An 18026-nucleotide genomic window follows, 5' to 3' on the forward strand; every position below is an offset into this window, starting at 1 on the left:
TTGACGTGGAGCAAGCAGAAGAACTTTTAAAACATTTAGACCCCGATCAAGCGAAGGCTGCCCGGGCTTTGCGGGGGCCAGTGTGTATTCGGGCGGGTGCAGGTACCGGTAAAACCCGGGCGATCACCTACCGCATTGCCTATGGGGTTCGCACCGGGGTCTACCACCCCTACTCAGTTTTAGCGGTGACTTTCACCGTGCGGGCTGCCGCCGAAATGGGGGCACGTTTGCGGTTACTGGGGGTTGAGGGGGTACAAGCACGCACTTTTCACTCTGCAGCTTTGCGACAGCTGAGGTATTTTTGGCCCACCGCCATCGGCGGACAGCTCCCCAAACTAATAGAAAACAAGTCTTCGCTAGTCGGCGCGGTAGCTTCCCGTTTGGGGTTGCCCAAAGATCGGGTGGCAGTGCGCGACTACTGCGCTGCTATTGAAACGGCGGCAGTGAGCATGGTTTCCCCCGACAACTATGGAAAGTGGGCAAAAAGTGGAGGGGTGCTGCCCCCAGCGGGTATCTCCACCTACGATATGGCTGATATTCTGCGCGGATACCTCGAGGCCAAAAGAGAACGAGCCGTTATTGATTTCGAAGACGTACTTGCTTTGACCTGTGGAATGATCGAGGAACGTCCCGATATTGCCCAGCAGATTCGTTCCCAATATCGCTTCTTCGTAGTTGATGAATATCAAGACATTTCTCCGCTGCAAAAACACCTCCTAGATCTGTGGCTCGGAGAGAGGAACCGCGATCTTTGCGTGGTCGGGGATGCGGCGCAAACCATTTATTCTTTCGCCGGAGCCAGCCCGGAATATTTAGTGAACTTTGCCCAGGAATATCCCGGGGCAAATACCATTACTCTCTCTCGAGATTATCGCTCCACCCCGCAGATAGTTTCTTTGGCAAATGGCCTGGTTAACCGGGATAAGGAAACCAAGAAACAGGCGGTTAAGCTCACGTCGATGCGCGAGTCCGGTAGCGCGGTTCATTTTACTCGCTACCCAGATGATGAGGCGGAGGCCAGCGCCATCGCAAAAATGATTAAGGAAAAAATCGACGCGGGTACTCCCGCTGGCGAAATTGCGGTTTTATTCCGCACTAACGCGCAGTCGAGCATGTTTGAGGCGGCTTTAGCGCATCTAGAAGTGAAATATTGTGTGCGCGGGGCAGAAGGCTTCTTCAAACGTCCCGAAGTGTCTGCCCTGCTAAAACAGGCCAGTATAATCGCCGGGCGCGGGGCTAAAGGAGACATCGGAGAAATCGTAGCGGAACTAGCCCGCCCTCTCGGATGGTCTCCCAAAGCTCCCTCTACTCAAGGGGCAATCCTTGATCGTTGGGAGGCCCTCAACACCTTGGTGGCCCAGGCGCAGCTTAAGCAGGTGGCCGGATTATCACTGGCGTCCTTAGTGCAAGAATGGCAAGAACTCGCTCAGGCACAGCTTGATCCTTCTGGCGGTGGCGTCACCTTGGCTTCTTTTCATTCCGCCAAAGGTTTGGAATGGAAAATAGTGTTTCTAGTGGGAGTTAGCGAGGGGTTGCTACCGATTACCCAAGCAAAATCACCAAAGGAACTGACGGAAGAACGCCGCTTGGCCTATGTAGCGGTAACCAGGGCCCGCGATGAGTTATTCCTCAGTTACGCTAAGAAACGTTCCCTGGACCGTAAGGCCACTCGTTCCTGTTCCCGCTTTTTCTCTCCGCTCTGGCCGCGGGAGGAGTCGGCGGTAAAAACCGTGCGCACCCCCAGCGCCCGCCAAGACACTAAACGGTTCTTAAACGAAGCCAGCCAGGAAGAACAAGAGCTTTTTGAGCATTTGCGCCTATGGCGACGAGAAGTATCCCAGGGGCAAGGGAAACCAGCATATACCGTGCTTTCCGATACCACCTTACGCGATATCGCTACTGCGGCCCCCCAGACCCTGAAGCAACTGTCGCTACTGAGAGGAATTGGTCCGGTTAAGTTAGAAAAGTTTGGGGCGGCGGTATTAAAAATATTGCGAGGCGCAGATCCCACGCAGGTCGCGCAAGAAAATCTACAAGCCTTGAACGATTAAACCTTCACACATCCGCACTGGGGGTGGGGCTGCCATTGCCTGACTTGAGGCAGGGGATCGGCGGGATTAAAAATCCAAGATGCGCCCGTGAGGGAGATTGGTAGACCAGACAAATAGTTTAAGATTTCTCGGACTGCAAAAGCGCTGGCATATTCGGCCAGGGAAGTATCCGCCATTACCGGATCAGCGCAGGCCAATTGGGCAGCTAGCTGCGGCCACTCCGGATCGGCTTCACATTTGGATAGATGTTGACAGTGTAGGCAACAGGTGCGTCCGGGAATAAACAGGGGCCCGACTTCAATCTCGGTTTCCCGCTTAATCAGGGGCAGGTGTGGCAGTCCTTTCTTAATACAGGCCTTTGCCCAGGCAGGATTAGTTAAGTACGAGCTAATCGCAATCTCGATACTAACCGGTTGGTTGGGGAGCTGCTTGTTTACTCCCAATACCAAAGGAGCTACGTCTTGTCGGACGGCCCCCAAGTAGGTGTCTTTGTAAACGCATAGATCGCGAGTTTTTACTTTTCCTTGGTCCCGCAATATCAAGGTTTTAATCCCGCAGGATACTAGTTTGCGGGTTAAGGTGATTCCCAAAGGGCCCAGACCGCTGATGCCGACTAATGCCTGCTGGCGAGTTTTAACTGCGGAATCCGATCCGTAGAGGTGAAAGGCGCAAGCACGATCCCCGTCCGGCACCTGTTGCTTGGCCGCTAGACCTCCATCAGCAAGTATCTGGAGAATTTCTTTAATTTCCTTTTTATTTTCGGGAAATCTGCGTTCCAAATGGGAGTTATACCAGTTTTGTTTTTCAAAAAGCCACTTGAGAATAGCGGTATGAACCGGAGTGAGTCCCTTGACTAGGAAGCCGTTGCGTCCCCCGGTACCAAATTGGGCCTTCCCCCCGGAACGAAGAAGCATTACCGATCCGTTTATTAATCTCATGCTTTAACCATCCCTTAGGAAAAGCACTGACACTAGAGGGACCTTAAAACTGTGGATGCCTAAATTTGAAGCTTTATTTACCTGTATCTGAATGTGGGGAATCGTTTTCAGGTGAGTCATTCCCCAAGTCCGAATCTTCCCCGCTTTGATCCGCGGAGGGTGGCTTCTCGTCAGCTTCTGCCGTGAGATTGTTTCCCACTAATTGATCTCCCTGGGAATCCACCTCGGGGGTTAGCCCTTGCGCCCAGCCTAAAGTACCGGAAAGCAGAGAATCTAGGTCCTTATCTACCTGGTCTTTTTCTGGTTCTTTCCCGCTGCGAGCAATAAAGTTCTCCGGGTCGGTTAAATCCTGTAGCGTCGGAATCATATCTGGATGTGACCAGAGCTGATCCCGTTTCTGCATGCCGCGCTCATCCAATAGCAGCGACCATAATGAAGCTGCTTGCCGAGAATACTTCGGACTAAGCTCCATGCCGATCAGCGGTTTTAAGACTTTTTCAATCGGGGAAGTAGTTGCCCGCCGCCGGCGCATCAACTCGCGCAACTGGATTACATGTGCCAGGTTGGGCATACATGCGCGGGTGGAAACCTCGTCCACCCAACCTTCAATCAGCGCCAGTACGGTTTGCAGATCTTCCATCGCTTGCCGTTGGGTAGCGGTTTCCTCGCTGGCAAAAATATCCACCGGTAACCCCAGCTCCAAATTGGCGGGATCGACTTTCCCTAAAGGCAGGCCGATTAAACCTTCCTGGTCCCCAAATTGTTCTTGCAAACGGTCTTGCAGATCGCGCACGGACCGGTCTATAGCTTCCGGATCGATACGAATTTCTTGTGCATACCGGGCGATCAGCTGCGATAACTTATGACGCAGCCAAGGTACGGAATGGAAAAGACGCGCATGGGCGGCTTCCCGGACCGCAATATATTGGCCCACTTCCGCCTCAGTGATCTCTAAATCTTGGGCGAAGTGAGCGATATTTACTGGCACCAATCCCATTATTTTTTCTTTCGCCAAGGGGATGCCAATATCGGTGGAACCAAAAGCAGCCTGGGCTATCTGTCCCATGGCTTGCCCGATCTGGACTGCAAATAACCCGGCCGCAAGATTCTTTAGTAAGGAATCGGGATCCATGGGGCCCAGAATCTGTCCCACCCCCGGAATCGCTGCCGAGGCTTTCATCTCTTCCGGGTCGATTCCTTGCCGCTCAAACTGTTCCCCGATGGCCTCGGTAAATGCTCGCACCACATTGGCAATCACCGGTTCCGTCAAGCGTTGCCAGGCAGGCAAAGTCGCCTGAATCCATTCCCGGGGCGTCCAAGCTATCCGTTCACTAGCGATTGGGGTCAAAGTGGTTGCCGTGTCCAGCCACAAATCTGCCACCGAGAGTTGCTCGCGAATAGTTTGAGCCTGAGCAGCGCTAGTAGGGGGACAGTTGGGCAGGCGAGAGGCGGCAACTTCGGTGGCTGCCTCCCAGTTTACGGCGCTTTCTCGGGGAGTGAAGAACTGTTTTATATGGCTGGCTCCGGAGCGAGAACCGCCGGGGAATGGGAAAGGCATTGCCCCACTGGCTAGCTCCTCGGGGTCGATTCCATTTGCCCTCAGCTGCTGGAAGGCGTCTTCAGCACCCTCTTCCCCGATTATTTCCTTGAGTATCTCAAACCATTCCGGTCGCTGCTCACCGCCGTTTTGATCCTCCAAGAGCTGCACACCCCCCAAAAAATAGACTACTGTCATTAAGGGTATCGGTATTGGAAGCCAGGGACTAGGCAAGTGAGCTAGTTTCGCCTTGGGCAAAGCCGATTTTGCATTTTTACGAAGGAGGAGGCGTGACAGCTAAGCGCTCTGAAAAGTCTCGTCGGCAGGGGCGGATTGGGAAAGCCATGATGACACTGTCGGTAATAGGTTTCCTGATACTGGGTTTCGCTATCCGCGCTCCCTTCGTAATTGAGTCTCCCGGCCCAACTTTCAACGTTCTCGGGTCTCAGTCAGGCCAGGGCGAGATTATTAAAGTCGTGGGGGCGAAAACTTATCCCACCAAAGGGCAGCTGCGAATGGTAACGGTTTCCATGCGAGGCGGCCCGGGAACCCACGTTACCTATGCGGAAGTTTTGCTGGCGAAAATACGATCAGATAGTGAAGTATTACCCGAATCTTCGGTGTATCCCGCTGGCGCGACTGCCAAGCAAGTGGAGCAGGTCTCGCAGGCACAAATGCAAGATTCTCAGCTTAGTGCCAAAGTGGCGGCACTTAGCGAATTGGGTTACCAAGTTCCGGCGGAGTTTAAAGTTACCGGGGTGGCTGAGGACTCCGATTTTGCGGGAAAGCTTAAAGAAAATGATATTTTGCGAACGGTTACTGTCCGGGGAAAGACTCGGGAGCTAAGCGGGGCGAATGCGCTTTTCGATATTTTAGAGGGTGTGGCCCCGGGAACTTCCCTCGCCTTCAGTGTTCAGCGGGCAGAAAAAACCCTGTCTGTGAGTGGAAAAACCCGTAAACCTAGTGATGGGCGCACCGGTTCGCAGTTGGGAATTTATTTAGATCCCCAGGCCAAATTGCCGGTGGATATTAAAATCGCCCTCCAAGAAGTGGGAGGACCGTCGGCGGGAACCATGTTTGCGCTCGGCATCATTGATCGGATGACTGCGCAGTCTTTGACCGGCGGCAAAGAGATCTCAGGAACTGGCGCTATTTCTTACGGGGGACAGGTGCTGGCGATTTCGGGGATACCCCAGAAAATGGCAGGTGCCAAAAAAGATGGCGCTCATTGGTTCTTATTGCCGCGAGCTAATTGCCCGCAGGTGGAACCGATGGAGGGAATCCGCGCGGTTCCGGTGCAAGATCTACATCAGGCACGGCAAGTCAGCGCGCAGATCGCGGCTAATAATCTTAAGAATTTGCCGCGTTGTCCTACTCGCTAGCTAGCTGGGCTAGTTCCTCATCGCTAACTAGCATGGCTTTTAATACTTCCAGCAGCTCGGGCACGATATTTTCTCCTTGCGCTACCATATCGTCGCTATCTTCGCTGCGGGCGCGGCTTGCGCACCAAGTGTTGCCATCACGGGTAGCCGCGGCTACGATCCTTACGTCTTGGCGGGAAGGGTGAGAAAGAAAGAACTTTTCGCGCTCCCGCGGATCCGCAGGCGCCGCGGCTTCGGCTTGGGGTGAAACCAGGAAACGTTCCATCGCCACCGCGACTCCGGCTACGTCCTCGCCGAAAACTAGATGCCCCAGGGTTTCCATTAAATCTGCCGGAGGCAGGTGGTCTTGGAGGACGGCAGTCAGGTGGAGGGGATTTTCAAGCAGTGCCGCTTGTAACTGCTTAGCCTGGTCGGGATCCATCTCTGCCTCTAGCTGGGGAAAAATTGACTGGGTATAAACCAGAGCGAAGAGACTAGGGGAGTGATCCCACCCCAGCTGAGCCACGTCTTTTTCTAAAGAGGAAATCGCTAGGCGCAGTGATAGCTGTGCCTTAGATAGATCTGGTGAAGTATCCATGGTGTTATGTTGCCATTTTCTCTAGGGGCGCGGCTAGTTCGCTTTTAGGGGCGCGGCTAGTTTGCTTGTGGGGGTGAGTAAAAACCGCAAACGTGAAAGAATGCGTTAAGGAAAATATTGAGCAGTACCCGGAGGGGCTCGTGAGTAACGATTTATTTGGAAATCTAGGCTTTGGCGGCGGCAAAGGCGGTGGCTTTCCCGGCTTTCCCGGTGGATTCGGAGCTGGAAGAGGCGGCGGGAATGGCCGCGGTAGCTCTAGGGGAGCGAGCGGCGGCGCAAATCTGCCGTTACCGAAAATAAAGTTTAAGAAACCCGGGCCGCTAGGTATCGCTATTGGCGTAATCGTGGCACTGGTAGTGCTACTTTTGGTGGCCTCAACGGTGTGGACCGAGATTCTCTGGTATCGCCAGACCGGATATTTGCGGGTGCTACTTACCCAGTGGATTGCTGCGGGGGGAATGTTCCTGGCATCCTTCTTGATTGCCTGGGCAGTTGTGGCACTCAACTTGCAGATTGCCTATCGGAACCGCCCGGAGATGGGGACCATAGCCTCCTCTATAAGGTCTTACCGTTCCACTATCACCCGGCATCCGCGGGCAATCTTCCTGGGGATTCCCGCCCTGATTGCTCTGTTTTTGGCAACCGGGATGGCTGCCAGTTGGCGTCAGGTACTGGTAGCGATTACGGGCGGATCTTTCGGAAAGAAAGACCCCCAATTCGGTTTCGATATTTCTTTCTTTGTGTTCCGCCTGCCCCTAATCGATATGGCGGTAACTTTCTTGCTCACCTTGCTAGGAATTTCTTTGGTGGCCTGCTTGGTTGCCTACTACCTATTGGGGGCAATGACAGTAATGCCCAAAGCCAGAGCTACTCGTGGCGCCCGTATCCATATGGGAGTGTTACTGGCGATCTCTTCGGTTATGGTCGGCATAACTTATGTTATTGACCGCTGGACCATGGTTTATGGGCAAAATTCGCCGACTGATGGCGCCATGTATACCGATGTGCACGCGATTATTCCGGCACGTACGATTTTGGCGGTTATTGCCCTGATTGTGGCGGCGTTGTTCGTTTTTGCTGCCTTTAGAGGCGGTTGGTATCTGCCAGCAGCAGGCATTGCGGTTACTGTGGTGTCTGCCTTGGTGATTGGCGCCGGGTACCCGTTTATTATTCAACAGTTCCGGGTACGCCCTAACGAGCGGGAACTGGAGAGTCAATATATTGACCGCAACATCAAGGCAACTTTAGATGCTTTCGGGATGAAGGATCTGGATCTGATTTCCTACGACCAGGTCACTAATGAAACCAGCGCCAACCAGTTGCGTAAGGACGCGGACTCGACTCAGCAGATTCGTCTACTTGATCCCGAGGTTATTTCCCCGGCGGTACGGCAGATGAAACAGTCACGTCCTTACTATTCCTTCCCGGATCAGTTCGCGGTTGACCGCTATAACTTCCCAGATAAACAGGGAGGGACGGAAAAACGCGACACCGTAATCGCGGTACGCGATATTAACTTGAACGGTTTGGCTAATTCTCAGCGTAACTGGGTAAATGACCATACGGTTTACACTCACGGTTTCGGGGTGGTGGCCGCCTACGGTAACCAGGTAACTTCCGAGGGGTTGCCTTCCTATTGGGAATCTTCCCTCTCGGCTAAGGAATATGGGGAGATCGGAGATTACGAGAAACGAATCTATTTCTCGCAGGCTTCGCCAGAGTATTCCATCGTGGGGGCGCCTAAGGGGTCTGATCCGAAAGAGCTGGATTACCAGGATGCCAAGAATAACCAGCAGGTATACACCACTTTCGATGGTGACGGCGGTCCCCAGGTCGGAAACTTCTTCAATAAGGTACTTTTTGCCTTGAAGTTCCGTTCCACCGATCTGTTCTTCTCTGACCAGATCAACAGCAAATCTCAAATCCTTTATGACCGCGATCCGGCGCTGCGGGTAGCGAAAGTTGCCCCCTATTTAACCCTGGATTCGCGTGCCTATCCCGCAATCGTGGATATGGATGCCAAGAAGGGTGCGAAGAAACGGCTGGTGTGGATCGTTGATGCCTACACCACCACCGATTCTTATCCCTATTCCCAGCATATTAACCTCACCGATGCCACCGCAGATACTGCGACTGCTAAAACAGCTCAGTTCGCGGTGCAAAACAACGTGAACTATATGCGTAACTCGGTTAAGGCTGTGGTGGATGCCTACGATGGCTCGGTGCAGCTGTACCAGTGGGATAAAGGGGATCCGATTTTGAAGGCTTGGCAAAAGATTTATCCCGGCCAGATAAAGCCCATGTCTGAGATCAGCGGGGATTTGATGAGCCACTTGCGCTATCCCGAGGATTATTTCAAGGCCCAGCGCGCGCTATTGGCGAACTACCACGTCACCAACCCCTCAGAGTTCTACACCGGTGGTGACCAGTGGAAACTCTCTGAAGACCCCACGGCTACTTCTCGTGACCTAGAGGGATCTGGCAAATTGCAGCCGCCCTACTACCTGACGATGAAGATGCCTACCGGAAAAAACACTGATCAAGGCAGTGCCGAGTTCTCCTTGACCTCAGTATTTATTCCTGGCGGTGAGGGCCGAAGGGCGGCTATGGCCGGCTTCCTAGCGGTTGACTCTGAAACCGGTAACCAGAAAGGTAAAGTTCGCAAAGGCTACGGCAAGATGCGACTTTTGGCTTTGCCTTCGGACACCACCGTGCCCGGCCCGGGACAGGTGCAAAACACTTTCAACTCTGATCCAGAAGTTAACCGCGAGCTTAACCTGCAGGACCAGCAAGGATCCCGGGTTATTCGCGGTAACCTGCTGACTTTGCCGGTCGGTGGCGGCCTGCTCTATGTGCAGCCGGTATATGTACAATCCACGGGTACCACCCAATATCCGCAGCTTAGAAGCGTATTGGTTGGCTTCGGCGATAAGGTCGGGTTCGCGCCTACCCTGAAAGAAGCCCTAGATCAGGTCTTTGGCGGAGATTCCGGGGCGGTTACTGCCTCGAATGATGGCAATAAGAAAGCCCCGGCTGCTAAAGGTAAAGCGGGAGAACCTGCCGCTAAAGCCCCCAGTGCGCAAGAGAAACTGAACACCGCTTTACAAGACGCCAAGAAAGCGATGGCGGATTCAGATAGCGCTATGAAGGCGGGCGACTGGACGAAGTACGGCCAGGCCCAAAAGTCCCTAAATGATGCCATTTCGCGGGCGGTATCTGCTCAGGACGAGGGAGCTAAGGCAGCCAAATAACTGCCAGTAGCGCGAAAGCGTAATAGTTAGGGGGCTAGGTAGCCAGGTAAAGCTGGCAGCCTAGCCCCCTAAACCTATGCCTAAAGCGGGATTTACTTAGCGCTTTACTTATCCCTAAACCAGGATCTTGAAGATCTGGGAGGAAGGATCAATCTCTTGCACTTGCAGGGGAGAGGCCGCCATCCGCCGCCGCAGCCCTTTGATATCGGTGGGATCCGGCAGCTCAATCCCCACCAGCGCTGGCCCGGTGTCACGGTTATTCTTCTTGGTGTACTGGAAGTAAATAATGTCTTCGCCTTCACTGAGCACGTCATTTAGAAATGCGCGCAAAGCCCCCGGCTCCTGATTGAAAGTAACCAGGAAGTAGTGGCGCAAACCTTCGTAACGCCCCGAACGCTCGGTCACCTCCGCGTAGCGCGAGAGATCATTATTGCCGCCAGAGACCAGGCAGACCACTGAGCCGTTGGGAATTTGCGGTAAGAAGTTACGCGCCGCCGCAGAGGCCAGCGCTCCGGCCGGCTCTGCAATCACCCCTTCGGAATGGTAAAGGTCGAGCATTTCGGTACAAACCGCGCCCTCAGGCACCACCACCAGGTCATCGACCAAATCCCGCACAATCTGGTAGGTTAAATCTCCGGCTCTGCCTACGGCGGTACCATCTACGAAAGAATCTACGTGTTCTAAGGAAACCGGATTCCCGGCCTGAACCGCCGCTTTCATCGAGGCTGCGCCTTCAGATTCCACCCCTACAATCCGGATACCGGGGCGATGGGCTTTGAGCCAAGTCGCCATCCCGGCAATCAAACCGCCGCCTCCCACCGGAATCAAAATCATATCGGTGTCATCTGGCAGCTGGGAATCTAAATCCACCGCAATACTGCCTTGACCAGCAATCGTATAGGGGTCATCGTAGGGGTGCACATATACTTTCCCCCCATCCTTAGCCGCCGCCGCGGCCACCCGATTAGCTTCATCGAAATCCCCGCCTACAATCACCGGTTCTACCCATTTGCCGCCGATAGTGGCGATCCGTTTGCGCTTTTGCCGGGGAGTGGAGGCTGGCAAGAAAATCGTGCCTTGTATTCCTAGATGCGCGCAGGCATAGGCAACTCCTTGGGCATGGTTACCCGCCGATGCGCACACTACCCCGGCAGCGCGTTCATCCTCATCCATGGCTGCCATCCGCACATAGGCGCCCCGCACTTTAAACGAGCGGCAAATCTGCAGATCTTCACGTTTGAGATAAACCGGACGGCCTACTTCTGCGCTCAAACGCTCACTTTTTTGCAGCGGAGTTTTGGTAGCTACCTTGGCTAATACCCCGGCAGCCACCTCTATATCCTTCGCGGTAACTGTGCTCATTGCTCCTCCAAAAAATCGATAGTTAATAACCTATCGGGATTTTTCTAAGGGATGCGTCGCCCTTTCGCTATCTGGCATCGAAAGCCGATGGACTAGGCTAAAGGTATGACTAATAACCTGAAAGATCCTTTAGTGTGGATCGATTGCGAAATGACCGGCCTGGATTTAGAGCAGGATTGCCTGGTAGAGGTGGCAGTGATTATCACTGACGGACAAACCAATATCGTGGACGAGGGGATCGACCTGCTGATTAAACCTAGAGCGGGCGCCTTGGAAAATATGGGCGATTTTGTGCGCGAGATGCACACCAAGTCCGGTTTGCTGGCGGAACTGGAAACTCCGGCGGCGCTCGAGCTGGAGGAGGCCGAAAAACAGGTTTTGGAATATATTAAGCGTTTTGTGCCTGGAAAGGGACAGGCGCTGCTGGCCGGGAACTCGGTCGGTACCGATAAACAGTTCCTGGAAAAGGAAATGCCACAGGTAATCTCGCATTTGCATTACCGCTTAGTGGATGTTTCTTCAGTAAAAGAGCTAGCGAAACGTTGGTATCCGCGCGCCTTTTATCACGCCCCCGAAAAGCACGGAGGCCACCGCGCTCTCGCCGATATTCGCGAATCTATTCAGGAGCTGCGTTACTACCGCAAGGCACTTTGGCCTGCCGGGGAGGGGCCAAGCAGTGAGGAATGTGAGGCGGCTGCGAAAGAGGTATTGGCGCAAGGGCTAGGTGCCTAGCCGATATCGAAGGCTGAAAATTTCAGCTGCCCCGTGCTTAAAAGTTTAGGGATCGGAAATTGGTCCGCTTATATCTGCGCGGATAAACCGGGTTTACCGGCAGTTTGGCGCCCCCGACAGGAATCGAACCTGCAACCTCGGGATTAGAAGGCCCTTGCTCTATCCTTTGAGCTACGGGGGCTGCTTGTTCCTTAAGTTTAGCTGGAAATCTCTCGCGTGCTAATTCCTTGTCCCCAGGGGTAAATAATCCTCCTTTTTCCTGGTGATGCAGATTTTTTCTAGAAAATCTCGCTCCTGCTTTGCACCATGGTGAGGTAACCAACACTAGGAGGAATCATGAGCAAAGCAAATATTGAGGTTACCTTTACCGGCTGGGTAGCAACCGCACCCACTTTTCACCGCCCCGACCCCACAAAACCGGAAAAAGCGTTAAGCACTTTCCGGGTGATGCACACCCCGTACTCTCGTGATAGCCAGGGAAACTGGCATCAGGGAGAGTCGCTCGCGGTCAGGGTAAAAGTCTGGGGGTGGGGTGCGCACTATGTTTCTCGCTCCATTCGGGTGGGGGACCCGATTATTGCAAGCGGGCGCTTAATCCGTTCTAAATGGCAGGACAACGATAACGTTACGCACTACGGACTAGAGCTAACCGCCTCTTCTTTAGGACATGACCTAACCATGGGGGAGTCTAACTTTGTGCGGATGGTAGGAGCGCTCCCTAAACGGGGAAATTTTGCTGCCCCGGGTAAAGAGGGTACCGGGTCGCTGGCCGATCCCGAGGGCGAGTTTGAGACTTCCTCGGGAACAGAGCCAGCAGGGAAACAAGCTGCCGAGGGCGAGGCAGCTGCGGCAGCGGTCGATTCGGAAACCGGGAAAATCAGAGCTGATGAGAGCCTTGAAGGCACCGCTGATGGGGCAAAAACTGTCTCCGGGAACAATCCGTCTGCGTCCTCGGAAGAAGGCGCCGCAGAAAGCGCCCTCGACCCTCAGGGGGAGTATATTTTAGAGACTACTTTCGCCGGAGAGGCTGCCTAGTCGCCACCTAGTCGCGCGGGGGTTCGCTTTGCGTTTTTAACTCCACTATTCTGGGTATTAGAACAATACCCATCTGGCAGAAAGTGGCAGCAGTGGCAGAATTCATTTACCAAATGATCCGCACCCGTAAAGCTCTAGGTGACAAGGTCATTTTGGACGATGTAACTATGGCTTTCCTTCCGGGAGCCAAAATCGGAATGGTCGGCCCTAACGGAGCCGGTAAATCCTCGATCCTGAAAATTATGGCGGGTCTAGATGAGCCCTCCAACGGAGAGGCGCGGCTTACCCCCGGCTATACCGTTGGGATTTTGATGCAAGAGCCCGAGTTGGACGATGATCTCACGGTTAAAGAAAACGTGGAGCAAGGAGTCGGCCCCCTAAAGGCCAAACTCGACCGCTTCAACGAGATCTCTGCGCAAATGGCGGATCCGGATGCCGACTTCGATGCCCTCATGGAGGAAATGGGGACTCTGCAGGCAGAGATTGATGCCGCCGATGGCTGGGATGTGGATTCCCAACTGGAGCAGGCAATGGATGCCCTGCGTTGCCCGCCCCCGGAAACTCCGGTTTCGGTGCTGTCTGGGGGGGAGCGCCGCCGGGTTGCCCTCTGCCAGCTGCTACTAAAAGCACCTGACCTGCTGTTACTGGATGAGCCTACTAACCATCTGGATGCGGAATCCATCCTGTGGCTAGAAAAGCATCTGCACTCCTATAAGGGGGCAGTTATCGCTATTACCCACGACCGTTACTTCCTGGATCACGTGGCGGAATGGATTGCGGAAGTTGATCGCGGGCGTCTCTATCCTTACGAGGGCAACTATTCGACCTATCTGGAAAAGAAACGCGAACGCCTAGAAATTCAGGGACGCAAGGACGCGAAACTGGCTAAGCGCTTAAAAGAGGAATTGCAGTGGGTGCGTTCTTCGGCCAAAGGGCGCCAAGCGAAATCGAAGGCACGTTTGCAGCGCTACGAAGAAATGCAGGCAGAGGCGAAACGCACTAAGAAACTGGACTTTGAAGAAATCCAGATTCCGCCCGGCCCCCGCCTAGGAACCGTGGTTTTGCGTGCCGATAAACTCTGTAAAGGCTTTGGGGATCGCGAGCTTATCAAGGATTTATCCTTCAACCTGCCGCCGAACGGAATTGTGGGGATTATCGGCCCCAACGGGGTCGGGAAAACCACTTTGTTCAAGACAATTGTGGGGTTAGAGGAACTCGATTCGGGCACTCTCGATATTGGGGAGACCGTGAAAGTCAGTTATGTGGATCAGAACCGTGCCGGCATTGATCCCGATAAGACCTTGTGGGAAGTAGTTTCGGATGGTCTGGACTTCTTGGACGTGGGGGGAGTGACTATTCCTTCTCGCGCCTATGTGGCCTCCTTCGGTTTTAAAGGCCCGGATCAGCAAAAACCTGCCGGGGTGCTTTCTGGTGGGGAGCGTAACCGTTTGAATCTGGCGCTTACCTTAAAGCAGGGCGGAAACCTGCTGCTGCTGGATGAGCCCACTAACGACCTGGATGTGGAAACTTTAGCTAGCCTAGAAAATGCGCTACTAGAGTTCCCAGGTTGTGCGGTGGTAATCACGCACGACCGCTGGTTCCTCGACCGGGTAGCCACCCATATCTTGGCGTGGGAAGGAACCGAAGAAAATCCGGCGAACTGGTACTGGTTTGAGGGTAACTTTGAGTCCTATGAAAAGAATAAAGTTGACCGCTTGGGGGCGGAGGCGGCGCGTCCGCATCGGGTAACTCACCGCCGTTTGCGCCGCGCCTAGCGGATGGGAACCTGCCGCTATAAGACCTACAAGAACAGGGATAGCAAATGAGCGATAGCCGAGATCAGCTGCAAGAACTGGCAAATGCCTGTGGGGTTGCCATTGACTATTGGGATTATTCCGGAGTTCACCGCATGGTTTCCGATGAAACTCTGCGCGCGGTCCTGAAGGCGATGGATATTGACGCCGATACGCCCGCGCAGGTGGCGGCCTCGCTAAATATGGTTGAGGAGCGGCCTTGGCGGCGGGTTCTTCCCGAATGTATCGTTACCCGCAACGATGACAACTATTGGGTGCGGGTACACGTTCCGCATGGCAAAGCGGTAACCGTAACCATGCATTTTGAGGAGGGCGGGTCTTGGGATCTGCCCCAACTTGATGTCCTAGTGGCTCCCCGGGAAATCAATGGGGTGCTAACCGGGGAAGCAACTTTCAATATTCCTCCCGGGCAACCTTTGGGCTGGCATCGGTTAACTGCCCAGGTAGAAGGGGATGAACGTCCCTATACCTGTCCGGTAGCGGTTACTCCCGCGCGTCTGGGAATGCCGAATTTGCGTGATGGGCGTGCCTGGGGAGTGATGAGCCAGTTCTATGCCAACCCCTCGCGTGATTCTTGGGGGATCGGGGACGCAGCGGATTTGGCAACTATCTGTAAGTGGGTGGCCTCCAAGGGGGCGGATTTCTTACTGATTAACCCAGTGCATGCCTCGCAAGTCTCTTCTCCCTTAGAGAACTCTCCCTATCTTCCCTGTTCTCGCCGTTTTTGGAATCCGATTTATATTCGCCCCGATGCGATTGCTGAAGCTAAGGAACTCCCGAAGAAGAAGCAGGAAAAGCTGGGGGAGTTGCGGCGGAAAGCCCAACGCTCCCTCAGTGAAGCGATGCCGGCTGATCATCCGGGAGTTTGCGGAGCCGGAGCCCACTTCTTTAGTGGTGATTTAATCAAACGCGATCCCGTCTGGAAACAGAAACTGCGCGCCCTCGAAATTATTTATCAGGTTCCGCGCTCAGATGAGCGAGAAGCAGATTATCAGCAGTTCTTGGAAGAGCAAGGACCGGCTTTGGAACAGTTTGCAACCTGGTGTGCTTTGACCGAAAAATATGGTTTAGAGCTGCCCGAAAAGTGGCAAAGTCCAGATGCTGTCCAGTTTGAAAAATGCGGGGAGAAGCTACGAAAGCGAGCCGAATTTTTCAAATGGTTGCAATGGCTTTGCTACCGGCAGCTGCGGCAGGCTCACCAGGTGGCCGTGGAATCGGGTATGAAGATTGGGGTCATGCACGATCTGGCGGTAGGGGTACACCAATTGGGTGCTGACCACTGGAGCGATTCGGAAGTTTACGCGCAGGGCATCTCGGTGGGTGCGCCTGCCGATATGTATAACCAGTTGGGGCAGAACTGGTCGCAGCCGCCTTGGCGCCCGGATCGCTTAGAACAGCAAGCCTATGAACCTTTACGGCGTACGGTAGAGGCTGCCGCCAAAATGGGGGGCGCGCTGCGTATCGACCATATTATGGGGCTGCTACGGCTGTGGTGGATTCCCAAAGGCATGCTCCCGAAAGATGGCACCTACGTGCGCTATAACCATCAAGCAATGGTGGGGGTGCTGCTGCTTGAGGCTTACCGAAATAATCTGGTGGTAGTGGGCGAAGATTTGGGTACCGTAGAGCCTTGGGTGCGCGACTATCTGCGCTATCGGGGGATTTTAGGTACCGGGGTGCTGTTCTTTGAGTTCGATGCGCCGGACCATTTGGTACCGCCCGCGGATTATCGGCGAGAGCAATTGGCGGCGGTGAATACCCATGATATGCCGCCAGTGGCGGGCTATCTTACCGGCGAAGACTTGCGGGTACGCGAATCTTTGGATCTTTTGGATTCTTCGCGCGCAGAGGCTGAAGCCAATCAGGAGCGGGTATTTGGGGCGGTACGCCGCGCCCTGGTCGAGCATGCGGGTCTGGCGGAAGATGAGACCGATATGGGCGAGATGATTCGCGCCCTCTACCGTTATATCGCCGCTACCCCCGCGCAGCTGGTGGTCTTGACCCTGGCGGATGCAGTGCAAGAACAGCTAACCGAAAATCAGCCCGGTACCGAGTATGAATACCCGAACTGGTGCGTACCTTTGCGTGACCAAGAGGGGAAAACTAGGTTCTTAGAGAACGTTACCGCTGATCAGTTCGCTAATCAGCTTTTGGAGATGCTAGAGAAAGCAGTACACCCCAGTTAGGGTAGCGTCTGCGCGCTCGCAAGCAGCTGTTAGGACGAGGTTTCGCCGCCGAGGTAGGGCAGTAGCTCCTCTAGGCTACCAGTTACTAGATCGGCTCCGGCGCTTTGCAGTACTTCACGGCTTTGACTGGTGGTAACCGCATAGATTCTTCCGGCTCCGGCCTCGCGAGCAGAGATAACTCCACTGGTAGTGTCTTCGATGACGATGCAGGAGGACGCGGGCAGCTTCAGGGTTTTCGCTCCCACCAGGTAGGGTTCCGGGTCGGGTTTTCCGGTACGAATATCTTCTTGGCTAATCACTTTCAGGCTAGCCGGGGCTTTGAGTAGCTGGGCAGCTAACTGCGCCCACTGCCTCCAGGCGGAAGTAACTAAACATTTCGGCATCTCAAGTTGCATGATGTCGCGGGCGCCAGCAAATATCCGTGGGGGGTCGCGCCGGGTATCAACGTAGGAGCGAGCCTCCAGGCCGAGAGCTTCCGGGTCAAGACCGCGCCAAGGGCCGGGTTCGCTTTGGAACACTTCCGGGCCAGGGCGACCTTTGAAAATCTCCATTTTTTCCTCTGCAACCCGCCATCCTTTCGCCGCAAACATGCGCCGATAGGCCGCCAGGTGGGTGTGTTCAGAGTCAATTAGAGTGCCATCCAGGTCGAGCAGTAATCCTTTACGATAAGTGCTTTTACCAGGAGTAGGGCTTGCCTGCTCCTCAGCGGGGGAGGATAAGGTCGGAGTTTGGGGGGCGTTAGGGGCGTTTTCGAGAGGATACATACTGTCGGTGATTTTAACGCAGTTTTTCCATGTCTGCGGCTAGCTCATCGGCGACCGGTCCCACTACCACCTGAATAGTATGACCGATTTTCACGATTCCAAAAGCCCCACAACTGGTGAGCACTTCCTCGTCAACTTTTTGCGGATCCTCGACCTCTACTCGCAGGCGGGTAATACACGGTTCAATCTCGGTGATATTTTCGGCTCCCCCCAGCCCGGCCACCAGCTGCTCTGCATCTTCCATAGTGCCCTCCCCGCCTCTAAAACCTCTATGAACTCGTCGTGCAGTAGTGAGATTACCATCAATCTGCAAGGGTCACAGAGAAATACCTGGTAGACGGGTTGCTGGCTGCTGCGGTCGAAAATTTCCTGTCTAGGAGATTTGCAGTGAAAATGA

Annotated in this window: 13 protein-coding genes and 1 tRNA gene; 7 read left to right on the forward strand and 7 right to left on the reverse strand. The window is 54.2% G+C overall.

Annotated elements, in window-relative coordinates:
• The first annotated feature begins 5 nt into the window (after positions 1–5).
• Positions 6–2051, forward strand: a complete 2046-nt coding sequence (locus AC1EKS_RS00080; RefSeq protein WP_481008236.1) for an ATP-dependent DNA helicase UvrD2 — start codon at positions 6–8, stop codon at positions 2049–2051.
• Here the strand turns inward: AC1EKS_RS00080 and AC1EKS_RS00085 are convergent.
• Positions 2048–2989: a hypothetical protein gene (locus tag AC1EKS_RS00085; protein ID WP_481008237.1), complete on the reverse strand. Its 942-nt coding sequence runs from the start codon at positions 2987–2989 to the stop codon at positions 2048–2050. The genes AC1EKS_RS00080 and AC1EKS_RS00085 overlap by 4 nt on opposite strands.
• A gap of 73 nt (positions 2990–3062) precedes the next feature.
• Positions 3063–4724 (reverse strand): zinc-dependent metalloprotease, encoded by a 1662-nt coding sequence (locus AC1EKS_RS00090; RefSeq protein WP_481008238.1) that lies wholly within the window; start codon positions 4722–4724, stop codon positions 3063–3065.
• A gap of 92 nt (positions 4725–4816) precedes the next feature.
• Between AC1EKS_RS00090 and AC1EKS_RS00095 the strand changes: the two genes are divergently transcribed.
• Positions 4817–5908, forward strand: coding sequence for a YlbL family protein (locus AC1EKS_RS00095; protein WP_481008239.1), 1092 nt, complete (start codon positions 4817–4819; stop codon positions 5906–5908).
• Here the strand turns inward: AC1EKS_RS00095 and AC1EKS_RS00100 are convergent.
• A complete protein-coding gene (locus AC1EKS_RS00100; RefSeq protein WP_481008240.1) occupies positions 5898–6485 on the reverse strand; it encodes a PPA1309 family protein in 588 nt (195 codons plus the stop codon). The genes AC1EKS_RS00095 and AC1EKS_RS00100 overlap by 11 nt on opposite strands.
• 140 nt (positions 6486–6625) lie before the next feature.
• Between AC1EKS_RS00100 and AC1EKS_RS00105 the strand changes: the two genes are divergently transcribed.
• Entirely contained in the window at positions 6626–9736 is a 3111-nt protein-coding gene (locus AC1EKS_RS00105; protein WP_481008241.1) for a UPF0182 family membrane protein, read from the forward strand.
• A 114-nt stretch (positions 9737–9850) separates the two neighbouring features.
• On the opposite strand, the gene ilvA is transcribed toward AC1EKS_RS00105, so the two are convergent.
• On the reverse strand, positions 9851–11098 hold the full coding sequence (gene ilvA / locus AC1EKS_RS00110) for a threonine ammonia-lyase IlvA (protein WP_481008242.1): 1248 nt from the start codon (positions 11096–11098) through the stop codon (positions 9851–9853).
• Positions 11099–11203: 105 nt separating this feature from the next.
• Here ilvA and orn point away from each other — a divergent pair, with 105 nt between their 5' ends.
• The gene (gene orn / locus AC1EKS_RS00115; protein WP_481008243.1) at positions 11204–11830 is read left to right on the forward strand and encodes an oligoribonuclease; all 627 of its coding nucleotides are present in this window, start codon (positions 11204–11206) and stop codon (positions 11828–11830) included.
• 105 nt (positions 11831–11935) lie between these two features.
• On the opposite strand, the gene AC1EKS_RS00120 is transcribed toward orn, so the two are convergent.
• Positions 11936–12011: transfer RNA gene (locus AC1EKS_RS00120), tRNA-Arg, on the reverse strand.
• A 155-nt stretch (positions 12012–12166) separates the two neighbouring features.
• Here AC1EKS_RS00120 and AC1EKS_RS00125 point away from each other — a divergent pair.
• The 3 genes from AC1EKS_RS00125 (at position 12167) to malQ (ending at position 16865) form a co-directional block, all read left to right on the forward strand.
• On the forward strand, positions 12167–12865 hold the full coding sequence (locus AC1EKS_RS00125) for a single-stranded DNA-binding protein (protein WP_481008244.1): 699 nt from the start codon (positions 12167–12169) through the stop codon (positions 12863–12865).
• 92 nt (positions 12866–12957) lie between these two features.
• Positions 12958–14640: an energy-dependent translational throttle protein EttA gene (gene ettA / locus AC1EKS_RS00130; RefSeq protein WP_481008245.1), complete on the forward strand. Its 1683-nt coding sequence runs from the start codon at positions 12958–12960 to the stop codon at positions 14638–14640.
• Positions 14641–14687: 47 nt separating this feature from the next.
• Positions 14688–16865, forward strand: a complete 2178-nt coding sequence (malQ, locus tag AC1EKS_RS00135; protein ID WP_481008246.1) for a 4-alpha-glucanotransferase — start codon at positions 14688–14690, stop codon at positions 16863–16865.
• A gap of 29 nt (positions 16866–16894) precedes the next feature.
• Here the strand turns inward: malQ and AC1EKS_RS00140 are convergent, their stop codons facing one another.
• Positions 16895–17629: an HAD family hydrolase gene (locus tag AC1EKS_RS00140; RefSeq protein ID WP_481008247.1), complete on the reverse strand. Its 735-nt coding sequence runs from the start codon at positions 17627–17629 to the stop codon at positions 16895–16897.
• Positions 17630–17642: 13 nt separating this feature from the next.
• Positions 17643–17873, reverse strand: coding sequence for a PTS sugar transporter subunit IIB (locus AC1EKS_RS00145; RefSeq protein ID WP_481008248.1), 231 nt, complete (start codon positions 17871–17873; stop codon positions 17643–17645).
• Positions 17874–18026 lie beyond the last annotated feature (153 nt).

It is taken from the genome of Varibaculum sp. C0165D1 (genome assembly GCF_056590355.1).